Annotated in this window: 22 protein-coding genes and 1 pseudogene; 8 read left to right on the forward strand and 15 right to left on the reverse strand. The window is 55.8% G+C overall.

Translation table 11 applies throughout. The features are described 5' to 3' along the window. Positions 1–43: 43 nt before the first annotated feature. Positions 44–382, reverse strand: a complete 339-nt coding sequence (locus tag C482_RS21365; protein WP_006169304.1) for a hypothetical protein — start codon at positions 380–382, stop codon at positions 44–46. Positions 383–418: 36 nt separating this feature from the next. Further along, positions 419–1,750, reverse strand: coding sequence for a GTP-binding protein (locus tag C482_RS18345; protein ID WP_049896963.1), 1,332 nt, complete (start codon positions 1,748–1,750; stop codon positions 419–421). 389 nt (positions 1,751–2,139) lie between these two features. Between C482_RS18345 and C482_RS18350 the strand changes: the two genes are divergently transcribed. Beyond that, on the forward strand, positions 2,140–3,411 hold the full coding sequence (locus C482_RS18350) for a polysaccharide deacetylase family protein (RefSeq protein ID WP_006169306.1): 1,272 nt from the start codon (positions 2,140–2,142) through the stop codon (positions 3,409–3,411). Positions 3,412–3,431: 20 nt separating this feature from the next. On the opposite strand, the gene C482_RS18355 is transcribed toward C482_RS18350, so the two are convergent. Further along, positions 3,432–3,845 (reverse strand): SHOCT domain-containing protein, encoded by a 414-nt coding sequence (locus C482_RS18355; protein WP_049896965.1) that lies wholly within the window; start codon positions 3,843–3,845, stop codon positions 3,432–3,434. A gap of 213 nt (positions 3,846–4,058) precedes the next feature. Here C482_RS18355 and C482_RS18360 point away from each other — a divergent pair, with 213 nt between their 5' ends. The 5 genes from C482_RS18360 (at position 4,059) to C482_RS18380 (ending at position 7,612) form a co-directional block, all read left to right on the forward strand. After that, the gene (locus C482_RS18360; protein ID WP_006169308.1) at positions 4,059–5,354 is read left to right on the forward strand and encodes an FAD/NAD(P)-binding protein; all 1,296 of its coding nucleotides are present in this window, start codon (positions 4,059–4,061) and stop codon (positions 5,352–5,354) included. 24 nt (positions 5,355–5,378) lie between these two features. Next, the gene (locus tag C482_RS18365; protein WP_006169309.1) at positions 5,379–5,750 is read left to right on the forward strand and encodes a rhodanese-like domain-containing protein; all 372 of its coding nucleotides are present in this window, start codon (positions 5,379–5,381) and stop codon (positions 5,748–5,750) included. A 97-nt stretch (positions 5,751–5,847) separates the two neighbouring features. Continuing rightward, positions 5,848–6,099 carry a phosphoribosylformylglycinamidine synthase subunit PurS gene (gene purS / locus C482_RS18370; RefSeq protein ID WP_006169310.1) on the forward strand — a complete coding sequence of 84 codons (252 nt, stop codon included), beginning with the start codon at positions 5,848–5,850 and terminating at the stop codon, positions 6,097–6,099. A 59-nt stretch (positions 6,100–6,158) separates the two neighbouring features. Next, the gene (gene purQ / locus C482_RS18375) at positions 6,159–6,851 is read left to right on the forward strand and encodes a phosphoribosylformylglycinamidine synthase I (protein WP_049896971.1); all 693 of its coding nucleotides are present in this window, start codon (positions 6,159–6,161) and stop codon (positions 6,849–6,851) included. Between the two features lie 251 nt (positions 6,852–7,102). Continuing rightward, entirely contained in the window at positions 7,103–7,612 is a 510-nt protein-coding gene (locus C482_RS18380) for a chemotaxis protein CheD (protein ID WP_006169312.1), read from the forward strand. A 32-nt stretch (positions 7,613–7,644) separates the two neighbouring features. Here the strand turns inward: C482_RS18380 and C482_RS18385 are convergent, their stop codons facing one another. The 4 genes from C482_RS18385 to C482_RS22055 all read right to left on the reverse strand — a co-directional run bounded on the left by C482_RS18385 (position 7,645) and on the right by C482_RS22055 (position 11,202). Then, complete coding sequence (locus C482_RS18385) at positions 7,645–8,952, reverse strand: chemotaxis protein CheC (RefSeq protein WP_049896972.1); 1,308 nt, start codon at positions 8,950–8,952, stop codon at positions 7,645–7,647. A gap of 162 nt (positions 8,953–9,114) precedes the next feature. Next, the gene (locus tag C482_RS18390; protein ID WP_006169314.1) at positions 9,115–10,215 is read right to left on the reverse strand and encodes an archaeosine biosynthesis radical SAM protein RaSEA; all 1,101 of its coding nucleotides are present in this window, start codon (positions 10,213–10,215) and stop codon (positions 9,115–9,117) included. Positions 10,216–10,301: 86 nt separating this feature from the next. Further along, complete coding sequence (locus C482_RS18395; RefSeq protein ID WP_006169315.1) at positions 10,302–10,490, reverse strand: HVO_0649 family zinc finger protein; 189 nt, start codon at positions 10,488–10,490, stop codon at positions 10,302–10,304. A 235-nt stretch (positions 10,491–10,725) separates the two neighbouring features. After that, a complete protein-coding gene (locus tag C482_RS22055; RefSeq protein WP_006169316.1) occupies positions 10,726–11,202 on the reverse strand; it encodes a hypothetical protein in 477 nt (158 codons plus the stop codon). A 445-nt stretch (positions 11,203–11,647) separates the two neighbouring features. Here C482_RS22055 and C482_RS21370 point away from each other — a divergent pair, with 445 nt between their 5' ends. Then, positions 11,648–11,845: a hypothetical protein gene (locus tag C482_RS21370; RefSeq protein ID WP_152422049.1), complete on the forward strand. Its 198-nt coding sequence runs from the start codon at positions 11,648–11,650 to the stop codon at positions 11,843–11,845. Positions 11,846–11,900: 55 nt separating this feature from the next. Here C482_RS21370 and C482_RS21375 read toward each other — a convergent pair whose 3' ends face one another. From C482_RS21375 to C482_RS18420, 5 genes are all read right to left on the reverse strand, one after another. Next, on the reverse strand, positions 11,901–12,584 hold the full coding sequence (locus tag C482_RS21375) for a hypothetical protein (RefSeq protein WP_152422050.1): 684 nt from the start codon (positions 12,582–12,584) through the stop codon (positions 11,901–11,903). Further along, a complete protein-coding gene (locus C482_RS20760) occupies positions 12,577–13,572 on the reverse strand; it encodes an ABC transporter ATP-binding protein (RefSeq protein ID WP_006169317.1) in 996 nt (331 codons plus the stop codon). The genes C482_RS21375 and C482_RS20760 overlap by 8 nt, the downstream gene beginning before the upstream one ends. Further along, the gene (locus C482_RS18410) at positions 13,569–14,324 is read right to left on the reverse strand and encodes an ABC transporter permease subunit (RefSeq protein WP_161605612.1); all 756 of its coding nucleotides are present in this window, start codon (positions 14,322–14,324) and stop codon (positions 13,569–13,571) included. Before C482_RS18410 ends, C482_RS20760 begins: the two co-directional genes overlap by 4 nt. Before the next feature lie 427 nt (positions 14,325–14,751). Beyond that, positions 14,752–15,621: a hypothetical protein gene (locus C482_RS18415; RefSeq protein ID WP_152422052.1), complete on the reverse strand. Its 870-nt coding sequence runs from the start codon at positions 15,619–15,621 to the stop codon at positions 14,752–14,754. Positions 15,622–16,012: 391 nt separating this feature from the next. Next, positions 16,013–16,795, reverse strand: a complete 783-nt coding sequence (locus C482_RS18420; protein WP_006169320.1) for a helix-turn-helix transcriptional regulator — start codon at positions 16,793–16,795, stop codon at positions 16,013–16,015. 248 nt (positions 16,796–17,043) lie between these two features. Between C482_RS18420 and C482_RS18425 the strand changes: the two genes are divergently transcribed. Then, a complete protein-coding gene (locus tag C482_RS18425; RefSeq protein WP_006169321.1) occupies positions 17,044–19,143 on the forward strand; it encodes a transposase in 2,100 nt (699 codons plus the stop codon). A 398-nt stretch (positions 19,144–19,541) separates the two neighbouring features. Here the strand turns inward: C482_RS18425 and C482_RS22915 are convergent. The 3 genes and pseudogenes from C482_RS22915 to C482_RS20765 all read right to left on the reverse strand — a co-directional run. Further along, positions 19,542–19,792 (reverse strand): annotated as a pseudogene (locus C482_RS22915) (transposase); the annotation flags it as partial. Positions 19,793–20,066: 274 nt separating this feature from the next. Beyond that, complete coding sequence (locus tag C482_RS18435; RefSeq protein WP_006169323.1) at positions 20,067–22,199, reverse strand: hypothetical protein; 2,133 nt, start codon at positions 22,197–22,199, stop codon at positions 20,067–20,069. A gap of 549 nt (positions 22,200–22,748) precedes the next feature. Next, the coding region (locus C482_RS20765; RefSeq protein WP_152422032.1) for an integrase core domain-containing protein at positions 22,749–22,828 on the reverse strand (80 nt) is incomplete at its 5' end.

Genomic DNA, 22,828 nt, shown 5'->3' on the forward strand with positions numbered 1-22,828 from the left:
TGCAGTGACTTGCAGTGACTACTATAGTGCAACGGTTTGGGCGCTATCGACACTCCTCACGTGAGATGAACGCGTCGCCAACAGCCCTGATCCAGGTGTCTTGAACCGTACTCGCAGTGAATTCGGAGTAGATGGTGCAGACAGCTCGGCCACGGGTGGTTTGGTCGACATACGCCTGATAACACGGGGAGATGTCGGTCTCCTCATGTAGCTGTTCCGCGCGGCGTTTCGCATCCCGCAGTTCGTCCCGCTGGGAGCCGTTCTCCCCACCTGTGCACCCGTCGGTTGCGGACGAGGTTCGAGCGGGTGATGAGGACGATGGCGACGACGGTGATGATGGTGACTGTGCGTCGGCCTGCCGATCTGCATCGTGATCTGTCACTGGGTGTACCCTCGTTCAGTTCGTGCGTGTTCAATCTCAATCCGCAATGCCAATCTCTTCTGCGTCCCCGTCGGCGCTCGACACGGACTGTTCCTCGGCTCGCTCGATCTCCTGTTCATCTGCTGGATCGTCGTCCGGCGACGCTTCGTCTTCCGCCGGCACCTCGAACGTCGGGAAGCGATCCTCGTACGTCAGATCGTCAGCAGCCAGTTCCTCGTCCGTGAGCAGACATTCCTCAAGGTTCGTACGAACCGCCTCGTGGTCCATCTCTGCGCCGATCAGCACCAGCCGGTTGTGCCGATCACCCCACCGCTCGTGCCACATGGACTCGAGTTCCGGGTTCGATTCGAGTTGTTCCTGGCGCTCGGCGGCTGGAAGAGAATCGAGCCACTGCCCACCGGGTGCGACCCGAATAGACTGCCCAGCGACGTTGACCGTGAGGGCCTCGTCTTCGCGGTTGGCGAGCCAGAAGTGTCCCTTCGATCGAACGACTGCGTCGGGGAACCGATCAAGTAGGGCGGCAAAGCGTTCGGGGTGGAACGGTCGGCGTGCCTCGAAGACGAACGAGGTGATGCCGTGTTCCTCCTCGGCAGACTGGTGGGGTTCCTGGAGCTCCTGAACCCATCCCGCCGACTGACGAGCCGCCTCGAAGTCGAACCGGTCGGTCTCGACGAGTTCGTCGGGATTGATGCGGCCGTGTTCCGTTCGGATGAGTTTCGCACGTGGCTGGAGCACGCCGAGCGTTTCCTCGACCTGGGAGAGCGTCTCCTCGTCGACGAGGTCACACTTGTTGAGCACCAGAACGTCACAGAACTCGACCTGTTCGATGAGGAGGTCGCCGAGATGTTTCTCGGTGCCGTCGTCGTCGAGACGTTCATCGGATTCCATCGCGGTCTGGAACTGGTGGGCGTCGACGACCGTAACAGTCGTGTCAAGGTGGCAGTTCTCGAGCGGCTCGATACCGGTTTCCTCGTAGAACTCGGTCGGGTCGAGATCCGACTGATCGAAGCCAAGCGTCAGGGTCTGTGCGACTGGCAGCGGTTCGGCGACGCCGGTCGACTCGACAACGAGCGCGTCGAACTCGCGGCCGTGATCGAGGTTGCGCGTCAGTTCGCCGACAGCGTCGAGCAAGTCGCCGCGCAACTCACAACAGATACAGCCGTTCGAGAGTTCGACGATTTCTTCGTCCTCGTCCGCGATATCCGAGGATTCGGCGACCTGTTCGGCGTCGACGTTAACCTCACCCATGTCGTTGACGAGCACGGCAAGATCGCGGTCGCTCTCGTGTAAAAGGTGGTTCAGCACGGTCGTCTTGCCCGCGCCGAGCGTTCCGGACAGTACCGTGACGGGGATCGAATCGTCCATCAGTTAACAACAGTACCCTCTCACTAATAGTAGTTATTATCCTAAGTCCATATATTATTAACACTGTTGCAAATAGTCTGGATAAATGATCACTACCACCGCACGGCGGTCGACCGAACCAGTTCGGTCGACGAGAGCGATAGGTGGTGGCTAGGGACGTTCGTCCCGCGAACGGAGACGACGCTCCGAGTTCGCTGCCATTCGAGTAAGCTCCCCATGGAAAGGGGGCGAGACGACGATAGCGGTCGCAAGACCGACAGCCGAATACCGGTCGCCACGGCCCTCCTTGCTCGCCCCAGTTACTGGCGCGTACCGCCGGAATACGACCGTGCGCGGTCGAGATACGCCGCACATAACAATCGACCGACCCAGGATGTACGTTCGATGAACCGATGGACCGACGAACGTATCTCGCGACGAGTGCAGCGACCATTTTTGCTGGATGTACGGAACTCAGCGGAGCGGACGAACCGGACGCCGGCGACGATCGCGATGGCGGCGAATCGACCGACGGCGCTACCGACGACCCTGACGGATCGGACCAGCAGGACGACTACCCGGAGTTGGCTGGGTCGTTTGACAATTTCGAGGACCTCGATGAGTGGTGGGAGTGGCAGGATATCGGCTTCCTCGAGGTGGACACGAGCCGCTCGTACGACGGAACGCAGTGTGCGCTCCTGACATCGTCGCCGGAGTCGGAAGGCCAAGTCCGGGTCCGCCGCCGGCTGGACGAACCCATCGACGTCCGGGATGTCGCCCCTGGACTCGCCCTGGCCACCGACACGGACCAGGGAGTGGTGCGCATCCAGTTGCAAGACGAGGACGCCCACTACCTCGAGTACAGCACGCAGTTTCCGGGCGGGACATCGCTCACGCACGACAACTTCGGGGTCACCCGCGTGCGGGGCGATCCCGACTTGAGCGAGGTCGTCGTCCTCCAGGTCATCCGCTGGTTCGGTGGCGACGCCGAGGGGCAACAGTGGGTCGACGACTTCCACTTCGTTCCCAAACCGGAGCGGGGGAAGGTGTCGCTCCAGTTCCACGGCGGCTACGAGGAACACTACACCGACGCGCTATCGGACGTCTCGTCGGCCGGTATCCCGGCGGCCGCGTTCGTCCCGCCCGAGCGGCTCCGCGGCGGGGAGTTGGCCGAGGACGACCGCCTCACGCACGAGCAGGTCGGCGAACTCGCCGACGAAGGGTGGACGATCGGCGTCCAGTCCGCCACTGGCCAGCACCTCGAGGCCGCCGACGCGGACCGTGTGGAAGCGGCCGTCGTCGACCCCGTCGAGTGGCTCGCCGACGAGGGGTACGACGACGGCCGCTTCTTCGCGTATCCCTCCTCCCAGTACTCTGAGGAGGCATCCGAACTCGTCCGGGAGAACTACGATCTCGCGTTCGCGGGGCGTTCGTCCGCCCAGGGATTCGCGAGGAACCCACACCGGTGCTCGGTGCTCACCAACCCGACCCCCGAGGAGGCGACGGCGGCGCTTGAACGAACGGTCCGGTGGAACGGGATCACGACGTTCGCGTTCCACCGACTATCGAGTCGGGACGCACGGGCAGGGTTCGAAGAGACACTCTCCCGGATTGAGGCGCACGCGGCCGCGGGCGAACTGGACGTGATCACGCCCGCGGAGATGGCCGACGAGTACGTCTACTGAGACGGATCGTTGTCCCCTTCTCACTCGGTCGACCGCTCGAGTTCGGAACTCGAGTGGCCCTCGGAGTTCGAACGGCTACTATCGTGTCCGCGTGTACGGCCATCCCCATGTCCACGTCCGCTATCGTCCGCAAACGCTTCGCCGGTATCGTCGCCCGCGAGGTATCGCTCGGCGTCGCCAAGGGAACCAGTTTCAAGAAGTATCTCGAGTCGACGCTCGAACTCCGCGTCGGAGAGTTCGCCGTCGGCGTACCTGATCCGTACCCGTTCGAGCGCGTCTTCGGGTTCATCGGAGGTCCCGTCGTCTTCTTCGTCGACGGAAACGTCCGACTCGGGCGCAGGTGCAGTGAGTGCCGAGACGAGGTCACGGAGCAGGTCACCACCGAAGATGAGAACNAGATGTGTATAAGAGACAGGCAACGAGGAGAATGGCAACCGCCATCGGTGACGACCTGCCCGTGGTCCGCGCTCCGCTCATACCATCCTATTCGGAATACAACAGTAAAATGCCGTCGTTCACATGGTACTATCATTCACACGCTGGATACGGCGAAGTTTCTCAGCAGCCAAGTATTATCCTCCCCGCGGCTAATGGCAGTAGTTAATAACACGACAGTACTAAATAACAACATCGTGTAGCAGGTGTCGATGTACAAGTGCGTCATCGTCGGCGGCGGTATCCACGGTGCCTACTGCTGCCAGCGGCTCCTCAACGATACCGAACTCACGCACGACGATCTCTGTATCCTCGATCCGCACGAGCAGCTACTCGAGTCGTTCCGGCAGAAGGCGCGCGCCTGCGACATGGATGCACTGCGATCGACGTTCGTCCACCACGTCGGGACCGATCCGTTCGGCCTGGAGAGTTTCGCGGAGGCGCGCGATCGGGAAGACGAACTCCTCCCGCAGCCGAGCTATCCGCGTCGGCCGTCGCTGTCGCTCTTTCTCGACTACGCCGCGTTCGTCATCGATCGGACAGGCATCGACGACCTCCACCACCAGACGACGGTCACGTCGATCCGCCGCGACTGCTCGGGCGGCCCTCTCGTCGTCGAGACCACTGATCGGACGGGCCGAACTAGTTCGATCCGCACCCGGACGTGCGTCCTCGCGATCGGTCCCGGCGACCGCTATCGGCGACCGGCGTGGGTCGACGGTGTCGAGTCGATATCGCACGTCTGGGACGACGACTTCGACCCCGTCCGGGCCAGAAACGAGGACCAAGAGACGATCGTTGTTGGCGGTGGCATCACTGCAGCCCAACTCGCGCGCTGTCTCGCTGAGCACGATGGTGAACCTGCTTCCAGGACCGCCGAGAGCACCGATACCACGCTCCTCTCACGACACGACCTCGAGACGGCCGCCATCGAAGCCGACTCACATTGGATCAACTGGAATCACATCGAGCGCCGGCTCCATCGCCATCCACCAGGATCAAAGGCACGATACGACACGATTCAGGCCGCGCGAAACGACGGGACGGTCCCGCCAACGTTAATCGAACAACTCGAGTCGGCCATCGATGCGGGATCGCTGCAACTTCGGCGGGGAACAGTTCGATCCGCTCGAGTGACCGAGGGGCGCGTACGACTGCTCTTGGCCGATGGTGGCTGTCTCACTGGCGACCGCGTCGTACTGGCAACCGGCTTTGAACCGGTATTCGACCACCCCTTCGTCGACCGGCTTGCACAGGCGTTCGAACTCGAGTGCGGTCACCGTGGTCTGGCAGTCCTGGACGATGAGACGCTCGCCTGGATGCGAACCGACGGCACCCAGTCCGCACTTTTCGTCACCGGCGCGTTGGCGGCGGGAACCGTTGGCCCGTTCGCAGCGAACATCGCCGGTGCCCGACGGGCGGCTGACCGATTGACTGCGTCAGTACCGGTGGCTGCAGAGGCCGCCAGCGACGAGAAGTGCACGGAAACTGCGACCCACACCGTTTAGTACACCCGGGCAGTATTGTGTTATGTGGGCAAGATAGCGCCGTCGGAGTTGGATGACCGCCTCTCTACCCGATCAACACCATATGTCCTCGACATTCGCCCCCGAAAATCGTACCAGCGCAGCCACATTACGGGCAGCCAGAACGTCCCTGTATACAACGACCTGCGCCGCGGGGACGACACCGAACTTCGCCAGTCGGTGTCACAGATTCCAGCAGACGAAACCGTCGTCACGGTTTGCAAAGCCGGCGTCGTCGCACGGAAGGCGACAGCCGTACTCGAGGAGGAGGGCTACGAGGCAGTCACGCTCGCCGGCGGAATGCGACGATGGAACGGCTACCAGAACGGGTCGCTCGGGTATCAGCTCTCCTCGCTCGTCCGCCGGGCGCTCCCGTGACCGCTTGGCTGTCTGGCGCTTCGAACACATATCCACGAACGTGTATCACGAACCAAAGCCGAAAGCGTTTTTGAGCACGGATACGGGGTTTCAGGTGATGACCGCCTACACCGCGACGGTGACGGTTCGACTCAAACACGGCGTCCTCGATCCAGAGGCCGAAACCACGAAACAGGCCTTAGAGCGGCTCGGCTTCGAACTCGACTCGCTGCGCTCGGCCGACCGCTTCGAGATCGATCTCGAGGCGGACTCGAGTGGGGCCGCGCGCGAGCGTGCAGACGAGATGGCAGAACGGCTGCTCGCGAATCCGACCATCCACGACTACGACGTGGAGGTCGACGAACGGTAGATGACGGTTTCAATCACACTGATCGAATCCGTCGATCACACCACCAGAGGGTGTCGACTGTGACGGTTTCGATCATCAGATTCGGCGGCTCGAACTGCGACCGCGACGCCGAGCGCGCACTCGCTCACCTCGACATCGACGCCGATATCGTCTGGCACGAGGACGGTCTTCCGGCGGAGACCACGGGCATCGTCCTCCCCGGCGGCTTCTCCTACGGCGACTACCTCCGTGCGGGCGCGATGGCGGCTCGCTCGCCGATCATGGCCGACGTCCGCGAGGCCGCAGCCGACGGCACGCCCGTTCTCGGTGTCTGTAACGGCGCGCAGGTCGGCTGTGAGTCCGGCCTTACCGACGGCGCGTTCACGACTAACGAGAGCGCCCGCTTCCAGTGTGAGCACGTCTATCTCCGCGTCGAGCGTGACGACACGCTCTGGACCGCCGCCTACGACGAGGGCGACGTCATCGAGATCCCGATCGCCCACGGCGAAGGGCGCTACGAGATCAGTGAGGAGCGACTCGCCGAACTCGAGGACGACGACCGCGTGCTCTTTCGGTACTGCGACGAGGACGGTGAGCCGAGCGCAGAAGCGAACCCAAACGGCTCGAAACATAACGTCGCGGGAATCCTCGGCGACCGGGAGACCGTCGCCGTGTTGATGCCCCACCCCGAGCGCGCGACGCTGCCTGCTGTCGGGCCGACGGATGGACAGGGAATCCTGCGCGGACTCGAGAGCACCGATAGTAGCCACTGAAAGGGAACCCACCGGATCAGGGAGCGAGGCGAAGACGAATCGTCACTGTCGACGACGAGTCTTGGGAACCACAGCAAGATCGTTTGTCCGCCCGCAAATCGGCACACAGTTCTCGGATACGATTGGCGACAGCCACACGACGCGATCACTCAAGTCACCTCACGCTCGTCGTCGGATCGGTTCAGATGGCCAGAAATCATACTACCAGGCAACGACGACACCAACCTGAACGGCATCACCAAGGTGGTCGTGTGTCCAAATCAGAATCGGAAAAGCCGGAACCCTCTGAGCCAATCCCAGTCGGCGTCGCCGACTATGCCCTTTCGACGGACGAGCGGCCGCTGCGAACCAGCGGCGTCGGCTCCTGTGGCGTCGTCGCGATCCACGATGAAATCTCGGGTGTCAGCGGACTCTTGCACTTCATGTTACCGGAAATCGAGGATAGAAACAACGACCACGCCGACGCGAAGTTCGCAGACGCTGGCATCGCAGAACTATTGTCGGCGTTCGAGTCCGCGGGCGGTTGCTCGACTCGAGCGTGGGCGAAACTCGCCGGCGGGGCGACAATGATCGGATTCGATAGTTTCGACAGGCCAATCGGCGACCGGAACGTCGAGGCCGCGCAGATCGCTCTTGAGGAGCGGAACATCCCGCTGTGCGGGACAGACGTCGGCGGCGACACCGGGCGAAAAGTGGTGTTCGAACCAGCCACCGGCGAGTTGGTGATCACGACCGCAAACGGAGCGACACGCCGACGATAACGGGGGAAACGTGAGTGGAGAGAAGGCGACGACTAGAAGAGGTCATCCGGGTCAGCCCGTGTCTCGTCGGCTCGCTCGACGAGCAATTCATCGAGTGCAGTCTCTAACTCGCTCCGGTGGGGGAGCGCGAGTAGTTGGCACTGCAGCGAGTCGCTGTCACCGGTTTTGATCGTCGAATCGAGTAGGAACGCGTAGTTTTCCGTTCGGGCGATGTCGGCGATGATCGGGCTCATGATCGACGAGCCCATGTCCGCGATGAACCGCGGCGGCGAGTGTTTAATCGATGTCTTGAGGACGTTTGCCCAGCCGTCGAGGAAACCGCTGGCGACGATGTTGCAGAGTTCTTCGAGCGCCTCGCGTTCGCGGTCCCCCCATTCGTCGTCGCTCTCGACCGGCAACAGAGCCTCGACGCTCGTCCGCGCCGAGGGAGGGTCGAACAGAATCGCGAGGTAGCCACTCGGCGAGCCGGCGTACTCGATGGCCGTCCCAACCCGCTGGTCGTCGCCGACTTGCGACGGAATGTCGGGGATCGGGATGAAACTCAGCCGGTTCACCTCGACCGCGGTTTCGAGGCCAGTCATCGTCGTGACGTTGGTCGCAGCCTTTGTCGCCCCCTGCTCAGTCATCTCGGTAAAGACCTCGAGTTTCTCCAACGAGACGCCAGTGCCGTTATGATCGTGGCTTTCGTTCTCGAGTAGCCGCTGGAGCGAGTCGACCGTCGGGAATAGCAACATCCGGAAGTCGACCCCCTCGCTCACGGCTTTGACGCGGCTTCGGAAGACGAAGACGTACTCCTCCGTCAGATCATCCTCAGGTGTCGTGTTGGTGGTATCGATCCCGTCGTTCGTGGTCGTCTTGTTCTCGTTGCCCTCGTTATCCTCGTTATCAACAGCTCTCCCCTCGAGCATCCGATCCGGGAGGATGTCGATGCCAGTCCCTTCGACGTACTCCGGCGGCGAGACGTCGACTTTCGTATCGAGGTGGTTTGCCCAGCCGCTAATGAAGCCGTTGACCATGATGTTCCCGGCTTCGACGACGGCACCCTCAACCAGCGCCGGATCGTCCGTCGGCACTAAGTTGCTCGTAATCGCGTCCCGCCCGGCCTCGTCGAACGCGAGGACGGTCTCGCCGGATAGTGGCTCGCCCAGAGAGATGTCGACCCCCGCAAACGTCCGCCCGGCAAACTCATACTCGAGGTCCGCGACCGACAGCAGCGAAACATCAGTCACATCGACACGCGTCTCGACGCCCGCCAGTTCCGAGAGTGCGTCCGCCGCGGATTCCGCACCGTCTCGTGCCAGTTCGTTATACGTCTCGAGGGAGTGAATATCGATCTCCATCGACTTACCCTCCAGACCCACTCTCGCCCAGTCCAGACATACGTCGTTCCTAGATGGGGCCGGTAATCTATCTTATGGGGGAGACCGTTCAAAACGACAATATTCGCCGTTTGGAATACAGACGACACAAAGAGCACGGAACCGTGGGTCCGTGACAGCGTCTCAACGCGTCAGCGGCTGGTTGAAACTCCGCTCGCGGTCCATCACGACTTCCCACGTCCGCTCGCACTCACACGAGACCTGCTCAAAGACCGACGGATCCTGTCGCAGGTCGAAATCCTTGATCGCCTTCTGGACGAGATCGTCACACTCCTGGCAGTTGTGCGGCCCGCGGTCCGAACCGTGACCGACCGGGTCCGAAACGACGATGGCGTCGACATCGGCGGTCTCCTCGAGTACGTGTGCGACAGACCAGAGCCACGGCGGACGGTAGCCGTCGTTGAAGTAGAGGTCGTCGACCATCGTGTAGCGCTGGACGTTACACGGGTTCATCGAGACGGTGTGACAGCCCTCGACGGCGGCACAGCGCTCGATGGAGGAGATCATGTCCTCGACGGCTTCGGACTCCGTGAGGAACGGCGGCTTCATCAGGAGGTAGGCCTTGATACCGGCGTCGGCCGTCTCGTCAGCCTCTTCATCGGCGGCGGCAGCCTCAGCGCAGGCGTCCTCAAAGTCCGCGAAGTCGAAGTATTTGTTCACGCAGTCGTGGCGTACGCGATCCGTGGCCGTCTCGAGGCCGATCGCGACGTCAGTGTCGACGCCGTGCTGGGTAAAGTCGCCGATTTTCTCCCGGTCGACGAAATCCGGCAGCGATTCGACGACCATGCGCTCGCGGTCGGCGAAGGTGTCGGCGATCGCGCGTCGAGTTTCCGCGCCGACCTCGCGCTCGTCGAGGAAGGAACCGGAGGTGTAGATCTTGATGAGTTCGGCGGGTTCGTCACCATTTTCCGCCTCGTGCTCAAGGCAGACATCAATCTGGTTCATCAGCGCCTCGTGGCTGACGCTACCGCCGTCGACACTCTCGGCGACGTAGCCGCACATCGTACAGCCACCGGCGCGTGCCCAGCGACAACCGCCGGTGTTCAGGATGATAGTCAGGCTCTGCTTGACGCCAGTGGGGGTGTTGTCCTCATCCAGCCAGACGCGGGTCGGCTCGTGCGGATCATAGCTCGCCTCCTTTCGCGAGCGAATCTCCCGCATCACTTGATTGTGGGCGTCCATGCCCTTGCCCTGCTCGTAGACCTCGGGCGTGGGTTGACTCATTGGGAGAACAAAGCGGGCCAGCGCCTAAAGCGCCTTCGTCTGGACCTGGGGCCACACACGCCCTAAAACAGCGTCGGCCGCGCGACTCAGAGCCGCATCTCTCGCGTCTCGACCGCGTCGCAAGACGGACAGACGAATCGGTACTGGACGCGATCACCCGACGAAGTAACCTGCCAGCCGCCACTCTCGTCGTGGAACCCACACTGCCGGCACTCGAGTTCGGCCTCGTCGAACTTCGCCCGGAGTCGGTCAAAGGGGGAACGGTAGGTAGACATGTGTTATCATAGGCCATGGTTTGGCTTAAGCGTCGGGGTAGCCGTCACAGGCCTTACTGATCAGAGATACGACGATTCAGTTGAGATGGAGTAAATGATATGCGGCGATATAAAATATCTTTACAGCTAATGGAGATACCTCTATGACAAGCACAGCTTTATTCCAGTGAGAGAGCACCCGAACCGGATGTTTAGACCGTATTGTCCGCTACCTGATACTGGTAGGTACCAGATTCTAGAAAGAATCGAGGCTTCGTTGGTCGTCCGTGACGCCTTTCCGACCGCCGCCACGAATCGACCTTGGATCGACGATCTCCCCAGATTCGAGGCAGCGCTCGATCCACTCGGCACGCTGACCGCTGTTCTCAAGATGATCGTACGGGTAGTGGGTGCCACCTTCGGTCAACCGATCAGTGACGACGCGAAGGGTTCGACGAAACATATCGTTCGTATCCTGGTTGAGCAGCGAGGGATCGGCCAGCACCCAAACATCACCGTTCCACTCGAGAGTGCGGCGATCGACATCGACTGACTTGGCGAGGTCGACTATGTCAACGTCGGTCGGTGGGTTCGCGTCTGTCTCTGGTTGCTCGAGGCCGCCTACAGCGAGCTGTCGCCAGTCATCAGCGAACTCGTTACACCACTTCCGTGCGCGTTTGTGGAGCGTGCTCGGAGGAGACGAGGCGACTAGAACAGCGAATTGCAAGTTCATTCAGTCAAATCTATCACGTAATACCTGTCTCCGTTACCAGCTTGTTCTGACCTTTCCCTTGGTGTTTAAATCTGTGTTCCGCCACTTGTTCTGGGTCTAGGCGTAGATATCCATTCGGTTGGCATCGAACTCCTTAGCTTCCTCGATTACTCTGTCAAGAAGTGCTTCATTGATTCCCTCGCTGCGCCCTTATTCGTTGACCTACGAGTTAGAGAGTCGTTTGTCGTCTTTAGTGGTGTTTCACGTCTCTACTTATGAGTACCTCTCTTCGTCCATAAGAAATAGTACCAACACCCGACAGAAACGGGGTACAAACCATAGAACATTAGTGCAGCACGACGACTTCATCGTTGCACATCGAAATCGGTGAACCCTCCGTTGGGTGCGTGTGCAAACTTATCGTTGCTACAAAACACTTATTGGATGATGGACAATATCTACTGTTATGGAAGACTGGCGACTTCGTGACACAGTCGGTGTCCTGATAGTCCTCGGAGTAACGCTCTCCGCAGCAGCCACCTTAGAAGGAGTTGCACAGGGACTTGTGATACTCGTTGGCGTCGTTATCGTATTACTTTGGATTGGGCGATTCTTCCTTGAAGGATATACAGACTCCATCAAAACAACAAACAATAATTCCTAAAACATGATCTTGTTGTCTATCAATTGAATTCTAACTTCCAACCCATATATTCTGATTACATAAATGGGACATGATTTTGTGTAGAAATTTGAAGTCGGATTTCTGGACTTGCACCAGCATCTGCTGGCAAGGATTCGCCATTATCACCACTTGATTCTCTTAATTCTTCAGTAGATTCTGTGTCATTTTGAGTGTCAGCTGAATAGCGGTACATAGCAACCTCATCATACCACCTATCGATTAGCCTATATTCTCCGCCGTCACTGGGTAGATCCCCACCTCGAATCTCATAAACATATGATTCAGATTCACCTGCCGGTAGTACTGTAACTAACTCTTCACCGTCAGTCCCAATACTTGCTGGACTAACATCTACATGGGATGACTCCTCATATTCATCACTCCATAATAGAACTCTTCCACCGTCCTGCTCGTTCTCTCGAATCCTTTCTAAATCTAGAACACCAAATGGAGAAATTCCAGTACTAACAATTTCAATCTCTTCGTGACCCTCATTCGTCACAAACAATTCGAATGAGCCAGGGGAATTGATCTGAATATCCCTGTCAACAATCTCTAAATCGAATGAGAGAGTAGTATCACTAGCATTTGATTCGCCTTCAACATCTGTAATTCTAAATTCAGTATCTCCCAGACAGCCAGATAGGCCTGTAGTAGCCCCTACAATTCCAGCAAGTAATCCTCGCCGACGAAGTGTTGACTGGAGCTGATCAGTCATTGCTATTCACCTCTGCAGGTGCTTCACTGGTGTGGGCGACAAAGATTGATTCGATTGATGGGTCCTTGATACGTGTGTCCTCAACTGAAATACCAACTTCCTCAATTGTATCGATAACATCTCTACGATATTCATCTGAAATAATCTGGGCAGTAACCGTCTTGTTGACGTGATTCTGCCGTTCACTTTCTGTTTGTTCGTCAATTTGGTCCTCTGGAGCCGAGACATCAATAACACCTTCAAGAGTGTCTATGGCTTGAGCAGCACGTTTCGGATCACCATCAACGGTGAGTTTGAGTTCTGTATTGATAGATGCACTTGCTTGCAGTTCTTCGAGTGTTCCTTCAGCTACGAGACATCCTTCGTTGAGGATTCCGATTTGATCACAAACGAGTTTAACTTGACCAAGAACATGACTTGAGAAAAATACTGTCGCACCACGATCGTTCTCTTCATGAACTACTTTCCGAACTTTTCGGACCCCATGAGGATCAAGTCCTGAAAACGGTTCGTCAAGGATGAGCACATCAGGTTCTCCGACTAATGCCATTGCAAGTGCTAATCGTTGGCTCATCCCTCGCGAGTAGTCCCCAGCTTTGTCATCAATTGAGTCCTCAAGACCAACTCGTTCAAGGAGATCTTCTGGTTCATCATTTGCTCCTTTTGTGTCGATGAATAAGCGTAGGTGTTCACGCCCAGTTCGACTTTCATACAGACTGAAATCGTCGGGAAGGACACCAACGCGCTGGTGGACACTCACCACATCGTTTCGAGGGTCTTCCCCAAGAATATTGATTGTACCACTAGTGGGGCGGGTAAAGTCCATTAGTAGGTTGATTGTCGTTGACTTCCCAGCGCCATTCGGTCCAAGGAACCCGTAGATCTCTCCTGGGGTAATGGAGAGTGAAAGATCATCTACTGCCGTTTCTGAACTGTATTGTTTAGTCAGCCCTTCCGTCTTAATTGCGTGATATTCCTCTTGGCTCATTCAAGATCACCTTTGTTAAACGAATAGTAGGCGATTGTAAGCGGTACCAGTCCCCAGAGACCAAGAATGAGTATTCCAACTGATTCGTGGAGGTATAATGGGACAGATTCAGGACTAAATGCAGTCTCGACCGCAAGAATATTTGTTGTTGATCCTGGTTGGATTTCAGTCAGGACCTGACTATGGATACTGGCGGAATTACCAGCATCAAGGATCCAGTTAGTGATTGTATTGTACGCTCCTGAGGGAGACAGTCTCTCCAATAAAAATAACCCTCCTTCTGGCGGCGGATCAAGCCGATTAACCTGAATACCAGTCATCAGATAGTAGAATACGGTTACTAATTCTTCCCATGCGATTTCGAAAATAAGAATTAAACCGATGAATAATGTTGCTGCGGCAGTCGCAGTTCGGTTAACTAATGTAGAGATACTTGTAACAACCGATACCAATACTGCAAGATATAGGAGCGTGATGACGAGAACCCCCAGGTAGCGAAGGGGTGAAAAGAGACCGTATTGTAGTATACCGATGACAGTAATGATGCCGAATGCTAAGAAACATGGGATAGCAATGCCGATAGTACGTCCAACAAATTTTCCGAGTAATATCTCTCCACGAGTAAGTGGCAGACTTAGTATGAACTTCAAACTACCAGACACTTGCTCAGCAACAATCGCTCGATAACCTAGAATCACCGCTGCGAGAGGGAATAACAACTCAGAGCTATATTGTATAAATCCAATCGTCATGTCTGAGTTGAGCTGTTCCCATGCGATATACATTGGACGATATGTCCACAGAAGGAGGGCTACTGCGAGTATCCATACACCTTTTGTAGTGAGTAGTGCTTTACTCTCTTCTCGAGCCAGAGGGACCCATCTCATCGTTAAGATTTGTTTCAATTGAACAACTTCATCGATTATCACTCTTCTCCTTTATGGACGAATTTAATACTCTCTCATTGAGACCGTGATTAGTGAGTTAATCTTGATCCTACTATATCATTCCCCATATCTAACCATGAATAATATACTTTGATTGGTACTGGGATACTGCTTGATTCGACTTGAGCAAAACACATCCATATTTCATCACTTGATAAATAATTTATAATTATATCTTCTATCTAAATATGTCGAAAATCAATTAGGATGATGTGGTTGTGAGGTTGTTCACTCACAGAGGCCAGATTGAATCGTCGTCTGAGTCGACAGTTTCACCATTTCCATCAGAGTCACCTAAGAGCACCATATACGGGTTGAAGTCTTCGGAGAAGTCATAGCAAAGATTCGTCCCTGGGATGCAGATCTCTTGGAGGTCATTGTGGAAGGTAGCTTGAAGGGTAGATTCGTATTCATCCGTTCGCTCGACATCCTGGATGTCTGTCCCCTCATAGTACACGGCACTGTGAGTATCAAGGACAAGATCCGTTGTTTCCCCGTTTGACACCGTCCCAGCGCTGGAGTCGTAGTCCCAGTGGATCGTACCTTGCCACTCGTATGCATCAATCTCGAACGAAAGTGAGTACGAGTGGACTGTATCCGAGTAGCTTGTGGGAACCGAAGATGGTTCAATTGCTTGAGTCAGGATTTCGCCTTCGTCTTCTTCAACGTCCCAGCCCCATTTTTCGACAGGGCCATTGTCTGGTTTTCGAATTTTCACGGATTGCGGGACTCGCTGGACATCATCGCCCTGACCACTTGGATAGTTCAACGTACCCACTGATCGAACCCGAGAAGGTCTAATCGCATCAGCGAGCGCTTCTGCTTGCTCTTCGTTTAGAGCTTTGAGCAGTTGCCGTTCCTTGTCTGTGAATTCGTCTTCCTTGATCTTCTCGTATGGATCTAGCTCATCATCGCTGTTGAGCGCAACTTGAGCGAACTCATTCACTTCATCAAAGCTTGTTGGATCGAAAGTTGCCAGTTCTGGTTGATCGGGATCAGCAACAGCTGGTCCGATACCTGCAAGCGCGACTGTACTCGCACCAGCAAGACTGAGTACCTTTCTGCGATTCAGCTTTCGTTGGTTGTGGTTATCTCGAGCCACATTCTTGGTATTATGCGGATAGTTATTTATATTAACTATTGAATGATATTTCTTGATTCGAATAAACTCAATCTATCTTGAATTTCTATAGATGACTGGGAATATTTCCACCAACTGAAATCATCATCAATAGTTGAATATGATTCAAAATAATATTTGATTTAATGTGTGAGAGAACCGTGATGTATATTGTATTTATTGGTGACAGTAATTAGACTAATGCGACCTATCGACACCGTCCTCAGAAAAGCAGTTTCTTAGAGAGTATTTATTCTCACCTTAAGTTGGCCGTGTTAAATCACTAAACGATGGTGAAAGGGTATGCCATATCAACGAAATGGAAGCGGAAGTCTCTATACCCTCTCGCGACATTTTGCACTTCAGGTGGTGTTCAAGAGAGTGTTAGTGGTGTACTCTCGGCTTCATGTTTTGAATACCAGTCTCTGGCCCACGTAACTGCGGCCCTATCCTTAGAATCAATAATACCACGAACAACACCAATATCGTCGTGAATAACGACAAGCACATGTTCCACGGGTTCTGTGATCACGACGACTCCCATCGGGATTTTACCAGAATACGAATAAGCGTCGAAATTTCCGGTGTCGATGAGGGTTTTGAATTCGTCACTGAGCTTCGTTTGCACGTGCTCAGTCGCCACTTTCCCGAAGACAAACTCAGCATCCAGTCGGTTCGCTGTGGTCTGAGTCAAATACATATCGACCATAGGCGAGAAAATAGTCGGCACGACACCACTAATCTTGGCCGCCTCAGAGACTTGTTCTTCAAGATATTCGTACACAAGGTCTGGTCTCGTCTCCCCGATCACACGTGTCGTTGCATCACGAGCGACGGACGGATCAAGAACCGTTCCAATCTCCTGTCTTGTTTTGAGTAATCGCTTCGATTCTGCAAACGTCCGGACGATTTCATCGGTTCGCTCATACTGTGTATAGACGACTTCGCCGAACGTTGTCGGTACATACATACCATCCTGTTTTTTGACTAGATCGTGATCTTCGAGTTGTTTGAGCCCCCGGTAAATCGTCGACTGTGAGGCGTCTACCTCGTCGACCAGTTGGTTTTGATAAGCCGGGCCATCGATGAGTCGTTTGAATATCAACGACCGGTTGTGGAGGACCATGTAGGCGGCGTGCGCTTTCTCCGCATCCATGATTCTATGTATTGTGAAAATACACTTATAGCTAATGGAGATGACGATAAGAGCTAACTAAAATAGTGGTATTCAATATGACATAATCAGGCTAGATAACGTACGACATTCGTGCCCTGTGCGCATAATCAACAGGTGAAGCGACGGAAAAGAAACCACGTGTTGTCGAATACCCAATCGATGGTAATGGGTTATACTTTCACTCCGGTAGCGTACGCTTTTTATCGATTCCGTGAAAGTACGGGATAATGACAAAGAGGTTCCCCGAACAAAACACCTCTCTTTCTACTGAATCCGTCTCTGGTGATGCTGATTCGTGGGAGGAACGGAATCGTAATCTTCTCGGCTCGATTGACCTAGATAACATTTCCCGAGAGCCTGGAGAAAACCCGTATGATAGTTTCTACTCTGCTGATCCAGTTGATCCAAAAAACTCTACCCATCAAGCTGCTCTCAACACCGCCCACGAAATTATCGACGATCTCAACGACGAGATCGACGTGGCCAATGCCGTGACGAACGCGAATATCCCACTCGAGAAATTCAACGATCCCTACTGGGATGACCACCCAGAAATCTACGAGTTCGAGGTAATGCTCCGGTCGTTCATCTACGCCGAACTCCGAGGAATCCGTTATCACCAGGATCTCGCGGACTTCCTCGAGCGTAACCCCACGATCGCGTTCACACTGGGCTTCGAACCGGACTTCGGTGACGAAAACGAGTATCCTGCCCTCCAGGTGTACCACACGCCGGAGACGCCTCACCAGACGACGATCACCCGGTGTGCGAATCGTCGATTCCTCGCTCGAGCGGAGAAGTTCATCACGGACGTCGCCGACGAGGTCGAAGCCTACTGCCGCCGACACACCCACCTTGTCGAGATGCACGAGCTATGGAGCGAGAACGATGACGTGAATCCCGGCGAGTCGGAGGAAAAACTCGACCCAGATGGCCTCACGAAAGAGCAGATCCGCCGGCTCGTGAACGAGTTGATGCGCCACGTCTGTCCGAATATCAGCTTCCAACGGGGGAAGAGCAAGGAGATCCGCAAAAACCTCTTTCTCGAGGTGATCGCCCACTGCGGGCTGACGAACTCGAGCGTCTACGGTGGCGGCGACGTCTTCGATATCTACGCCTGCCCCGAAGACGGCGAACTACCCCACGGGAAGACGTTCTTTGACCACATGAAGGGGCTACGTCTCGAGGAGATGCTCGAGATGTTCGACGCCGCAATCGAAAGTATGGTCGGCGGGGCACAGGATATCGGCCTCTACGACCGGCCCGTCGACATTGCAATCGACGTGACGACCGTCGAGTACACCGGGATCGGGAAGACGTTCAGCTTCGAAACGATCGCCGACCCGGATAGTGACGAGTGGGGCAAGCGGGAGCGGTCCGAGGCGAAAGAGGCGATCGAGGAGTGGGAGCTCGAGCCGATCGTCGGCGAGGACCCAGCGGACATCAAGCACGCGAACTTCGACGACCCAGATAAACGGGCTGCTGCCAAGCGCGTACGGGACTGTGTGCAGTGGGTGAACGGCACTAAAAAGCAAGACGAGGATATCGAATACGGCTTTCAGTTCGCCGCTGCGGCATTCGCTGAGCATACCTGTCCGATGATCTACGGCGTCGAACCGATTGACGGGCGAAGCGGTGAAGAACTCGCCGGCCACGTCAGTCAGTTCGTCGAGCGAGCGCAGGACCTCGTGGTCGTGGACACGGTGTATATGGACTCCGCGTACGGGCGCTGTTCAGAGGTTCATAACCAGTTCCACTACGGGCACGGGTTCAGGACCGCCGACCGGTTCGACGTCGAGTACGTCGTGAAGATGGAAGAGCGGAAGCGTGTGAAACGGGAAGTACTCGAGGAGCGGTATAAAATCGATCACCGATTCGAAGAGGGAGATACGCCGCTGAGCATCAAGCGGAACTACGGTTTCGGCGATCACCACAGCGGCAGTGGAAATGCTCACACGACGCTCGTGGCGATCGGGAAGTGGGACAAAGACGATATCGAGGACAAGGAAACTGACCGGGTCGTCTTCGCGACGAACCACCAAGGCGATGATCCGGCGGACCTGCGGCGGTTCATCAACGGCTACCGCGACCGGTGGATCATCGAGAACGGGTTCAAAGAGACCAAGAAGTTCCTCGCCGAGACCCGGAGTTCAGACCATCGGCCCCGGCTGTTCTACTTCCTCTTCGCGATCTTGCTGTTCAACACCTGGATGCTCGTTGATCGGCTCGCGAAGAAGCGTCTCGGGATGGAGTTCGCTGGTGAGCCGTTGATCTCGTTCGAGGTGTTCGTCGCCGCCGTTGCGAACTTCATGCGGCCTATCGACTAAGCTGGCCGCCGTTCCGGGTTTGAATCTCGAGAGTGGCGACACTATTCTGTGACTCAATTTTCGCCGTTTTCCTATCACGTTCGACTAGATAGCCGATTCTAGTTTTCTGATAGAGGGTGTTTTCACTCGAAAGTCGGTGTGGTCTTACTTTTCTTCACTGTTAGCTGTGCTTAGTAGAATCCGTTTCTCGATCAGCTGTCTTTAGATGAGAAGTTGAGACTATCGCGGGTTTAGCGGTCCTGTCATGCAGAGATCGGAGAATCAATGAGACGGATCCGCTTCAGATCTCCTCTCAAGATCCAAATTTTGTTAGCCCAGAAACTATTTCGGTGGTCTTCTGAAACGGGGACTAGCGTTGCCACTCAGAAACGTGGCTTTCGGCTGATTGAGAGGGCGTTCTACCCGATTCTAGCCTCTTTCCTTAGCAGCGTCAGTGTGTTATCGGCTGTTACAATTGGCGAACGTTCATACTCACCGGTCAATTCGACTTGCACGAACAGATTGACTGCCCACCAGATCGAGTACAAGAGGCTGGCAAACGCAAAGTAGAAGAATCGCAGCCCGGGATCTTTCGACGTCGTCGTAGCCATGAATCGCTTGGTCGATTTGTATTCACCCTCGATCTCCATCGATAGTCATACTCAGTGAGCAGTATAGGTCAAGCAGGTAACGGAGAAGCGATGGCCTCATCAGATTCTTGTCAATAGGTGCCTGCTGAATATAGAGGATCTATGTATCGGTATCTCAATAGGGCTCCTGAAAGCAAGTAACCTGTCCCCGCTGTGGGCCAGCAGTGTTAGCCGGCCGAGTCGACGACGAGGACGAATCGGTTCGAGTGGAAAGAAAGGTGACGAACTGAGCAGGTGAACAATCCGAATCTCGGTATCCAGATGGGGGAAAAAGGGGTGACGAACCGGTGCTGGTTAGAGATCTCGAATCTCGTTCACAGCATAGCGAACATTTTCGGTTGTTGATTGTCCCGAGGTGTAGACACCGTAGGTTACCTGGAAGATGTCGTCTTCGTAGTCGAAGTTCGGGCTACTGTCTTCACCACGGAGCCAGTGGTCGCCATCAGCATCGACCGTAACCGAGTACGTGTTCGAGCCTTCGATTCCACCAGCGGGGGACAGTACGAAGGTATCTCCGGCGTTCAGGTTAGAAATGTCCGTCTGAGTGACGACGTTTGCGCCGCTATCTCGAAGATACGCGGTTCGGTGCCCTTCCGTGTTCTGGGAGATTCGTGCTTCGATTCCGTCGATATCCTCCTGCAACCAGAACAGGACTCCGCTCTCGTTGTTCGGGTTGCTCTGATCGTCATCTAACCCGAGCTCCAACCAGTCAGGATCTACGACCTCGTCTCGAGCAGCGATTTCGCTTACAGCGTAGCGAACGTTTTCGGTCGTCGACTGCCCCGAAGTGAAGACGCCGTAGGTTACTTCGACGGAATCATCCTCGTACTCGTAGTTGGGACTACTATCCTCACCTCGGTCCCAGTGATCGCCGTCGGCGTCGACCGTTACCGAGTAGGTGTTGGACCCGTCGATTCCTTCGGATGGGGCCAACACGAAGGTATCGCCGGCGCTCAGGTTGGAGATGTCCGTTTGCGTGACGACGTCCGCGTCGCTATCCCGGAGATAGGCTGTTTGCTGACCGTCGGTGTTCTGTGAGAGTCGCGCCTCGATACTGCCGATATCTTCTTTTAGCCAGAAGAGAACGCCACTCTCGTTGTCCACGTCGCTGTACTCGTCGTCCGTCCCGAGGTCCAGCCACTCGGCGGGGTCGCCGCCACCGCCGTTATCACCGTCACCGTAGTCGAAGTAGTAATTCGGGAAGTCACTCTCCGTGAGCGTGGCGTCAACGCCGATATCTGCGGCGTCGAGATCGGTATCCGTGTAGTCCGTCCCGTCGGGCACGGTGAGGGTCCCGTTATCCCCGATCTGGAACGTCGTCCCCGTGTTTGCGTCGATTTGTACCCCGCCGTTGAGTGTTACCGTCCCGGGCGCATTCGACCGGTCCTCGACCCAGTCGGCGATGTCGAACGTATTACTCGACCCCGACTCATCGAGAATCATCACGTCCTCGAGCTCTAGGTTCGGGTTCCGATCTGAGTGGATGCGGAACGCGGGGGCGCTACCCGAACGGATGTGAAACGTCGAGTTGCGGATCGAGCCACCCTCTCCTCCTGGGGAGCCCCCGGTCCAGGTCCGAATGCCGGCGGAGCCCCACATATCACCCTCAGCAACTAGCGTCAACCCGACGACATCGCCCCACTGGTCGCCGTTCCCGCCGAGCAGTGTCCCGACCTGCTCGGTATACGGATAGTCAGAATTGACCTCGGCTCGCCCACCGATGACGATGTCGTCGGCTCCAAGGCGCATGTTCGTGAGGGCGTTGTTGACTGCCTTACAGTTCCACAGCACGCTTGTCCCCGGAGCGTTTTGCATATAGTATCCGTTGCCCATGAACTGCCGGACATCGCAGTCTTTCCAGACGGCGTACCCTTCGTGACGTGGATCGGCCCCTGCCCCGATAGCGTAACCCCGATCCTGGCCCGAAACTTCCGTGGAGCCGTCGGTGGCGGTGAAGTTCTCGACAAAGGCCTCGCCCTGCGGTCCGACTTGGACCAAAAACGTGTGTGACTGCCCGCCGTCGTTTACCTGTCTGCCCCGCTTGCCTTCAATTGTGACATCCTTGACGAACAGGTGGTCTTGAACGGCCCCGTAGGTCGTCAGGATTGACGCGTCGACAGTCTCCGAGAGGTCAAACGTGACACCCTGCAGGGCGACGACGTCGTTTCCAGAGCCGCCCATCGGGAGGACAATCCCCTCCATGTTGACGACGATTGTGCAGTCCTCGCCTGCGAGCCCAACAATACTGTCCGTGTCGATCGAAGACGACACCTCGTAGGTGTTCCCGGTCCCGAGGTCGGCGATTGCATTGCTCGCGGTCGCATTGACTGCGTTCGCAAGATCGCCACTTCGACCCGCATAGTCCGTGACGTCCTCGCTAGACCATTCGTTCCGAGCGTCGTCGGGTTGACTGGTCCACAGATCCATCGCCTTCTGAGGGACCTCCGACGCTAAGTTGAGATCGTTGTCGGACTCGGTAGTCGTAGACGCACTGGCTGATCTCGACCCGTATGTGAGACCTAGCATAGACGCACCAATGCTGGCTCCACTAGCCTTCAAATAATCACGCCGTCCGAACTTCCCGGGGTCCCAATTACCGTTCTGTTCCTCTGTTTCGGCACTGCCGTTTCTATTTCCAGCCATACGTCATCACTATTAATAATCACCAATATAATAGTTTCTTAATAAATATGTAAAATAAAATGATTCGATTTACACTTAGAAGATTGATTTGGGTGGTTTGCACTCCAGCCGATCACGGACGGTACGCGTGAAAACACGGTTTGATTTTCGGTCCGTCCAAATCTAAAAAGACGATACTTTCGAAGTGAACTGACCGGAGGATTCAAATCGTCTAAACGGAAGAGTTCGTTCTATTGTGCTGGTATTTGGGGCCATAACACGTTCAACGGGCCTGTCATGCAGAGATTTGGACGATCTGCCGGAGAATAGAAACGTATGCATTGTGGGCACTGTCTAGTTTAGCACCTCCGCTGGCGTCTGTCCGTTGAGTGATTGATGTGGTCGTTGTGTGTTGTAGTAGTGTACAAACTGCT

Source organism: Natrialba chahannaoensis JCM 10990 (assembly GCF_000337135.1).
GTDB classification, from domain to species: domain Archaea; phylum Halobacteriota; class Halobacteria; order Halobacteriales; family Natrialbaceae; genus Natrialba; species Natrialba chahannaoensis.